This window comes from Streptomyces sp. SID14436, assembly GCF_010548465.1.
In the GTDB taxonomy this organism is placed as follows: Bacteria; Actinomycetota; Actinomycetes; order Streptomycetales; family Streptomycetaceae; genus Streptomyces.
On record NZ_JAAGMD010000005.1, the window covers coordinates 1 to 7610 of the forward strand.

6 protein-coding genes and 1 pseudogene are annotated in these 7610 nt (G+C 72.6%); 4 read left to right on the forward strand and 3 right to left on the reverse strand.

Going from position 1 to position 7610, the window contains the following annotated elements; translation table 11 throughout:
- The first annotated feature begins 113 nt into the window (after positions 1–113).
- The 3 genes from bla to G3I53_RS00330 all read left to right on the forward strand — a co-directional run bounded on the left by bla (position 114) and on the right by G3I53_RS00330 (position 2275).
- On the forward strand, positions 114–1013 hold the full coding sequence (bla, locus tag G3I53_RS00320) for a class A beta-lactamase (protein ID WP_164336420.1): 900 nt from the start codon (positions 114–116) through the stop codon (positions 1011–1013).
- A gap of 173 nt (positions 1014–1186) precedes the next feature.
- On the forward strand, positions 1187–1879 hold the full coding sequence (locus G3I53_RS00325) for a DJ-1/PfpI family protein (RefSeq protein ID WP_164336422.1): 693 nt from the start codon (positions 1187–1189) through the stop codon (positions 1877–1879).
- A 90-nt stretch (positions 1880–1969) separates the two neighbouring features.
- Positions 1970–2275 carry a hypothetical protein gene (locus tag G3I53_RS00330; RefSeq protein WP_164336424.1) on the forward strand — a complete coding sequence of 102 codons (306 nt, stop codon included), beginning with the start codon at positions 1970–1972 and terminating at the stop codon, positions 2273–2275.
- Between the two features lie 72 nt (positions 2276–2347).
- Here the strand turns inward: G3I53_RS00330 and G3I53_RS00335 are convergent, their stop codons facing one another.
- Complete coding sequence (locus G3I53_RS00335; protein WP_164336426.1) at positions 2348–2764, reverse strand: universal stress protein; 417 nt, start codon at positions 2762–2764, stop codon at positions 2348–2350.
- Between the two features lies 1 nt (position 2765).
- Positions 2766–4265, reverse strand: a complete 1500-nt coding sequence (locus G3I53_RS00340; RefSeq protein WP_164336428.1) for an APC family permease — start codon at positions 4263–4265, stop codon at positions 2766–2768.
- Positions 4266–4571: 306 nt separating this feature from the next.
- Between G3I53_RS00340 and G3I53_RS00345 the strand changes: the two genes are divergently transcribed.
- Positions 4572–7361: a glycosyl hydrolase gene (locus G3I53_RS00345; protein WP_164336431.1), complete on the forward strand. Its 2790-nt coding sequence runs from the start codon at positions 4572–4574 to the stop codon at positions 7359–7361.
- Between the two features lie 84 nt (positions 7362–7445).
- Here G3I53_RS00345 and G3I53_RS33515 read toward each other — a convergent pair.
- Positions 7446–7610, reverse strand: a pseudogene (locus G3I53_RS33515) (SAM-dependent methyltransferase); the annotation flags it as partial.

Consider the following 7610-nt stretch of genomic DNA (forward strand, 5'->3'; position numbering starts at 1 on the left):
CGGGTGCCGCCGCGACGCGCCCGGCCACCCGCCCGGACGCAACCGCGCGGGCGGCGCCCTGCGTCGATCATGACGGAAGGAACAACCGAGGCCCCCACACGAAGGAGTGACGGATGATTCGCCGCGGCACGTCCCCCACGCCCGCCCCGACCCGGCGCACCCTGCTCGCCGCCGGTACGGCCGCCGCCACGGCCACCCTCGTCGCCGCACCCGCCCATGCCTCGGACGGCCTCAGCGGCCGCTTCCGCGCGCTGGAGAAGCGGTACGGGGCCCGGCTGGGCGTCTACGCCCACGATCCCCGCTCGGGGCGGACGGTCCGGTACCGCGCCGACACGCTGTTCCCCCAGTGCTCCCTGTTCAAGACGCTCGCCGCCGCGGCCGTCCTGCGCGACCTGGACCGCGACGGCGAGGTCCTCGCCCGCCGGATCCGCTACACCGAGGCGGACCTCGTCGAGGGCTCGGACCACACCAGGGAGAACCTGGCGACCGGCATGACGGTCGCCGCACTGTGCGACGTCGCGATCCGCTTCAGCGACAACACCGCGGCCAACCTCCTGCTGCGCGAGCTGGGCGGCCCCACGGCGATCACCCGCTTCGCCCGGTCCACCGGCGACCGGGTGACCCGCCTGGACCGCTGGGAGACCGAGCTGAACTCCGCGGAGCCCTGGCGGACCACCGACACCACGAGCCCGAGCGCCATCGGCCGCACCTACGCCCGCCTCGTCCTCGGGGACGCCCTGAACCGCTGCGACCGCTCCCGGCTGACGGACTGGCTGCTGCGCAACAAGACCAGCGGCACCCGGCTGCGGGCGGGCCTGCCCGGCACCTGGACGGTGGCGGACAAGACCGGGGGCGGCCCGTACGGCACGAACAACAACGTGGGCATCGCCTGGACGGACGACGGCTCGCCCCTCGTGCTCTCCCTGCTGTCCCGCATGCCCGAGCGGGACGCGGTGAAGAACGACGCCCTGATCGCCGGGGCCGCGGCCGTGCTGGCGGACACCCTGGCGTAGTCCGCCCCGCTCCGAGGGGGTGTCACCGCTGCCGGGCAGGCACCCCGCTCGGCGTGTCGGCGGGAACCCGTTGGAGCGTGTCGTTCCAGCCCCTGGGGGAGGGACAGGCCGGCGGATAGCTTCGGTGCCGTCCCGCACGTCCCGCGAGGGCCGGACGCACCGAAGGAACGCTCATGCACGCTCAGATCGTCCTGTTCGACGGCTCCGACCCGCTCGACGTCATCGCCCCCTACGAGGTCCTGTACGCCGGGGGCACCGCCTCGGGCGGGGCGATGACGGTGGAGCTGGTGTCGGCCGAGGGGCCGCGCGAGGTGGTCGGTGGCACCGGCGCCCTGGCCCTGCGGGCCACCGGCACCCTGGACCCCGGGCGTCCGGGACTGATCCTGGTGCCGGGCGCCGCCGGCCGGGTCGGCGAGCCCGGCGAGGTGCCCGACCAGGAGGCCGGTGAGCCGGGGGAGTGGCGGCCGGACGAGTTCGTCCCCGTCCTGCTGGGACGCACCCTCACCACCGCCCTGCCCGGCCTGCTGAAGGCCGCGCTGGACAACCCGGAGGTGACGGTCGCCACCGTGTGCGGCGGCTCGCTCGTGCCGGCCATGGCCGGGCTGATCGAGGGCCGCCGCGCCACCACCCACCACCTGGGGATGGACATGCTGGAGGCGACCGGCGTCCACGCGGTCCGCGCCCGCGTCGTCGACGACGGCGACCTGGTCAGCGGCGCGGGGGTCACCTCCGGCCTCGACGTGGCGCTCCACCTGCTGGAACGCGAACTCGGCCCGCGCATCGCGCACGCCGTCGAAGAACTGTTCGCCCACGAACGGCGCGGCACGGTCTGGCGCGCCCGGGGACCGGTCCCGGCCGGTCTGTGACCGCGGCCGAGGGGTGAGGCCGTGCCGAGGCCGCCCCTCCCGCCGTTCCTCCCTCACCCTCTTTCCGCACACCGTCAGGAGATCCCGAGCATGTCCGTCGAAGGCACCTGGGACCTGTCCATCGCCACCCCCATCGGCAGGATCCGGCCGGTGGCCGAGTTCCGCAGGGAGGGCGACGCCCTGACCGGGACCGCCCACGGCGCGGGGGAGGAGGTGCGGCTGGAGGACATCGTCCTGGACGGGGACCGTGTCACGTGGAAGCAGTCCGTGACCAAGCCCCTGCGGCTGAACCTGGCCTTCGCCGTGCGCATCGACGGCGACACCCTGGAGGGGACCTCCCGCGCCGGGCGTCTGCCCGCGTCCCGGGTCACCGGAACGCGCCGTCGGCCCGACTGACGACGCCGGGGGACCGGACGCCGCGGGACCGGACGGCCCCGACCGCCGATGCCGGCCCACGTCCGCGGCACCTCACGTCGCGGTCGGCACGCACAGCACCGGGACGCGGGCCAGGTGGAGCAGCTTGTGGGGCGTCGAGCCGAGGAGCGCGCCGCGCAGCGGGCTCTCCCCCCAGCTGCCGACCACGATGACCCGGGCCGTGTGCCGTTCGGCCGCGTCGAGCAGCGCCTCGGCGGGCCGGCGGTCGATGAGTTCGACCGTGGCCCGCACCCCGGCCTCCTCGGCGGCCCGGACGGCGTGGTCCAGGGCCGCACGTCCGGCCTCGTGCAGCGCCTGCGTGTGGGCGGTGTACTCCTCGCCCATGGCGCCGGGCGGCGCGGCCCCGTACACCACCACGAGCGGCTCGTCGAACGCCGCCGACACGTCGACGGCCACGCGCAGGGCGCTCTTGGCACCGGGCGACTCGTCGTAACCGAGGACGACCGACATCTCAGAGCTCCTTGTGGCCGTGGACGAGGTCGGGGTCGGCCACCCCGCGGCGCTCCGACCAGAACGCGGGCGCGACGAACCGCCACACGATCATGAAGATGACGCCCGCGAGCGTGATGCCGATGCCGATGACCAGCGGCGGACCGAGGCCGAGCCAGGAGACGCCGCTGTAGGAGTTGGCCGGGTCGGACATGTCGGCGACCGACTCCACCAGCAGCCAGCTCAGCAGGGCCGCGCCGACCACGGGACCGAGGCCGATGAACAGGAAGTTGCGCAGGCTCTCGGTGAGGTGGTGGCGGTAGTAGACGGCGCACGCGATGCCGGTGAGCGCGTAGTAGAACGCGATCAGCAGGGACAGCGCGGTGAGCGAGTCGAACAGGGCGTTGCTGCTGATCTGGTTGACGGCGAGGTACCAGACGATGGCGATGCCGGCGACCCACCAGGTGCTCACGTCGGGGGTGCGGAAACGCGGGTGGATGTGGGCGAAGTGCGTCGGCAGGGCCCGGCGGCGGGCCATGGACAGCGCGGTGCGGGAGGCGGGGATGATCGTCGTCTGGGTCGAGGCGATGCCCGAGGTGGAGACCGCGAGCAGCACCACCCAGTCCCAGCCGCCCATGGCCTCGTCGGCGAGCAGGGCGAAGATGAACTCCTCCTCCGCCGCGTTCTCGGCCAGGAAGGCAGGTCCGGCGTAGGCGACGACGGCGTAGGCGACCGACACGTAGGTCAGCAGCAGGATGACGGTGGACCACACGGCCGCCCGGCCCGGGGCGGTCGCCGAGTGCCGGACCTCCTCCGTCAGATTGACCGCGGACTCCCAGCCCCAGTAGATGAACACTCCCAGCAGCAGGGCACCGGTGAGGGAGGCGCCGCCGGCGCCGAAGGGGTCCAGCCAGCGGAAGGACGGGTTGGTGGAGTTCAGTGAGCCGGTCCCGGCGTAGACGCGGTAGAGCGCGACCACCGCGAACGCGATGAGGCAGGCCACCTGCGCGAGGATGAGGGCGTTCTGGACCCGGGCCGACAGCTCGGTGCCGATGACGCAGACGGCCGTCATCACCAGGATGAGCAGCACCGTGAGCAGCTGGCGCACGAAGTCGTTCTCGACCCAGCTGTCCAGGCCGAAGGCGAGCAGGGCGAAGGTGACGGCGACGTCGGCCAGCGAGCCGACGACGAGGACACCGGTCATGGCGATGGCCCAGCCGCCGAGCCATCCGGTCCAGGGCCCCATCGCCCGGGTGACCCAGGAGAAGGTCGTCCCGCAGTCCTGGTCCACCCGGTTGAGGTAGTAGAACGCCGACGCGATCAGCAGCATCGGCACGAACGAGGCGAACAGCACCCCGGGGGCGTAGATGCCCACCAGGGCCACGACCGGTCCGATGACCGCCGCCAGCGAATAGGCGGGCGACGTGGCGTTGAGGCCGATCACGAGTGCGTCGACGAACCCGATCGCGTTGGCCTTGAGGCTCGGGGCCGGGCGGCGGGTGTCCTGGGACGAGCCGGACATGCTCCCTCCCTTGCATCGCGCGTAACCCCATAAAAACGCCGCGACGCCGTTTCCGCCCGATTTGCCCGCCCGAGGAGTGCCGGCGTGAACGACGGAACGAGCGACCCTGCACCAGTGGCGGGGCCGCCCGTGGGCGGCCCGGTCCGCGTCCGCGACGTCAGGACGCGAAGACATAAGGGACTTCGATCTACGTTCAACCAGCGGTCGTGTTCATTCTATTGACACGTGCATTACATCGGCTTTACGTTCCGGCCATCTGAGAGCGCTCTCAGGCTCCCCGTTCTGTGACGACTTGAGGTGCCCCCCATGCCATCCCCCCGCACCAGACCGTCCGTCGTGCTCCTGCTGGCTTCCGCCCTGGCCTTCCTCGGCCTGGGCCCGGCCGCCGCGCCCGCGGCCGCCGCCACCGTGCCCGTGGGCTCCGGCAGTTACTCCGACACCCGGCCCGCCGGCACGTCGGGCCCCACGACCAACACCGGCACCCCGGTCACGCCCAAGGTGACCGCCGCCGCCCGGAACCGGCCCGTCCCCACCAACGACTGGTGGTCCTCCCTCGCCTTCCAGCGCTACGGCGACAACCCGTACTCCACCCCCATGTACGGGCACCCCCTCACCTACCAGGCCACCTCCGGCGGACTCGACATCGGCTACCCCACGTCCCCCGCGATCGTCGGGGACGGCCGGCAGTACGAGTACGCCCACAAGCGGGACCTCACCATCGGCCTGAGCGGCCTGAACTCGCCCGACACCAAGGCCGACGACTGGTCCGACTGGACCGTCACCCCCCTGTGGTCCGACGGCAGCCGCACCCTGCGCACCACCATCGGCCACGGCTCACCGTTCGTGTACGCCGAGGGCTCCGGCGGCGACGCCCGGATCACCACCGCGGGCACGCCCAGCGTCTTCGCCGACCAGGGCAACGTCCTCGGCATCACCGTCGCCGGCCACCACTACGCCCTCTTCGCGCCGACCGGCAGCGACTGGAACGTCTCCGGCTCGACCGTCACCGCGGGCCTCGGCTCCAGGAACTACTTCTCCGTCGCGGTGCTGCCCTCCACCGACGCGCTGGCCACGTTCAAGAAGTACGCCTTCAGCTTCGTCACCGGCTCCAAGGCCGCCTGGAACTACACCGGCGGCACGGTCGAGGCCACCTACACGCTCACCACCGAGGCCAAGGAGGGCACCGAGCGCGGCACGCTGCAGGCGCTCTACCGGCACCAGTGGCTCCACACCACCGACCCCCTCACCTCGTACACCTACGTCTCACCGCGCGGCACCATGAAGGTCCGTGAAGGGGCCTCCTTCTCCACCAGCCAGAAGGCGGCGGCGGTGCTGCCCGCGCTGCCCGAGTCCGACGCCGTGGACACCGCCCGGCTGCGGGGCTACCTCAACGACGTCGTAGGCGCCTCGGACCCGTTCTCCGGCGCGACCGACACCTACTGGACCGGCAAGGCGCTCGGCCGTCTCGCCCAACTCGTGCCCGTCGCCGAGCAGATCGGCGAGACCGGCACCCGGGACCGGCTCCTCGGCCTGATCAAGGGCAAGCTGCAGGACTGGTTCACCGCGGGCGGCGCGAACGAGTTCAGCTACGACAAGGACTGGCGGACCCTGACCGGCTACCCCGCCTCCTACGGCAGCGACACCGAGCTCAACGACCACCACTTCCACTACAGTTACTTCGTCTACGCGGCGGCGATCGTCGCCCAGTACGACCAGGCCTGGGCCGCCGAATCCGCCTGGGGCGGCATGGTCAGGACGCTCGTCCGGGACACCGCCAACCCCAGCCGCACCGACAGCGCCTTCCCCTTCCTGCGCGGCTTCGACGTCTACGCCGGGCACAGCTGGGCCTCCGGGCACCAGGGCTTCGCCGCCGGCAACAACCAGGAGTCCTCCTCGGAGTCCACCAACCTCAGCGCGGCCCTCGTCCTGTGGGGTTCCGCCACGGGCGACAACTCACTGCGCGACCTGGGCACCTTCCTGCTGACCACCGAGTCCGAGTCCATCGCCCAGTACTGGTTCGACGCGGACGAGCAGGTCTTCCCGTCCTCCTTCCGCCACGACACGGCCGGCATGGTCTGGGGCAGCGGCGCCGCCTACGCCACCTGGTGGACCGCCAACCCGGAGGAGATCCACGGCATCAACGTGCTGCCGGTGACCGGCGGTTCGCTGCACCTCGGCCGTGAGAAGGACGCGATCCGGCGCAACATCGCCGAGATGGAACGGGAGAACGGCGGCCCGGCCGTCGAATGGCGCGACCTGCTCTGGGAGTTCGAGTCCTTCGCCGACCCGGCCAAGGCCAAGGCGAAGTGGGACGCCGGACACGCCGGCTACACCCCGGAGGAGGGCGAGTCGAAGGCCCACACCTACCACTGGCTCACCACCCTCGACGCCCTCGGCGCACCCGACGCCACCGTGACCGGCGACATCCCCACCTCCGCCGTCTTCACCAAGGGCTCGGCCCGCACCTACGCGGCCCACAACCACGGAGCCACGGCGCGCACCGTGACCTTCTCCGACGGCAAGACCCTCACCGTCCCGGCCCGTTCCACCGCGACCGGCACCGGAAGCGGCACCACCGACCCCGACCCCGATCCCGACCCGGACCCCGAGCCGCCGACCGGCAGCACCTTCCAGCTGCGCAGCGGCGGCACCCTGACCACGGCCACCGACGGCACGGCGGGCAGCGACACCATCGCCTCCGCCGGCGGCACCAACCACGACGGAACCCCGTACCGGCCCCTCGTCTACGAGGTCCGCGGCGTCAACGGCACGCTGACGCCGGGTGCGCAGACCGCGTTCCGCCTCCAGGTGGACGCCGGCACCACGGTCGGGCTCGGCCAGCAGGCCCGGGTGAGCTACGACCTCACCGGCGACGGTGACTTCGAGCGGACCGAGACGTACCACTACTTCGCGACCGACCCGGTCACCGGATGGGAGGAGTACACGCAGGCACGCGGCCTGAAGGCGGCCACGGGCACGCCGGGCGACCTGAAGGGCGGCACCGTACGCCTGGAGGTGTGGAGCGCCATCGGCAACGGCACCTCCCAGCTCCGGACGGGCACCGACCGGTCCGTGCTGGTGATCCCCTACAGCTGATCGCGCGAGACCCTTGGCGGCGGGCACCGGCGTACGGCCGGTGCCCGCCGTGCTGTGCGAGCCGCAGCGGGTTCGAGCCGGCGGTCAGGCCGGGCGGCGGGCGGCCCAGACGCTGCGCTCGGTGCGCACCGCGAGGTCGTCGCGGCGCAGGAGGCTGTGCGGGCCGTCGGTGTCGAGCAGCCGGTCGAGCGCGGCCAGGTCCTCGGGGGAGAGGGCACCGGCGGCGCCGTGCCGCAGGCGCCGGAGGCT

Bases quoted from the DNA above. Each gene is read 5' to 3' on its own strand.
- bla (WP_164336420.1), top strand. From the start codon at position 114: ATGATTCGCCGCGGCACGTCCCCCACGCCCGCCCCGACCCGGCGCACC.
- G3I53_RS00325 (WP_164336422.1), top strand. From the start codon at position 1,187: ATGCACGCTCAGATCGTCCTGTTCGACGGCTCCGACCCGCTCGACGTC.
- G3I53_RS00330 (WP_164336424.1), top strand. From the start codon at position 1,970: ATGTCCGTCGAAGGCACCTGGGACCTGTCCATCGCCACCCCCATCGGC.
- G3I53_RS00335 (WP_164336426.1), bottom strand. From the start codon at position 2,764: ATGTCGGTCGTCCTCGGTTACGACGAGTCGCCCGGTGCCAAGAGCGCC.
- G3I53_RS00340 (WP_164336428.1), bottom strand. From the start codon at position 4,265: ATGTCCGGCTCGTCCCAGGACACCCGCCGCCCGGCCCCGAGCCTCAAG.
- G3I53_RS00345 (WP_164336431.1), top strand. From the start codon at position 4,572: ATGCCATCCCCCCGCACCAGACCGTCCGTCGTGCTCCTGCTGGCTTCC.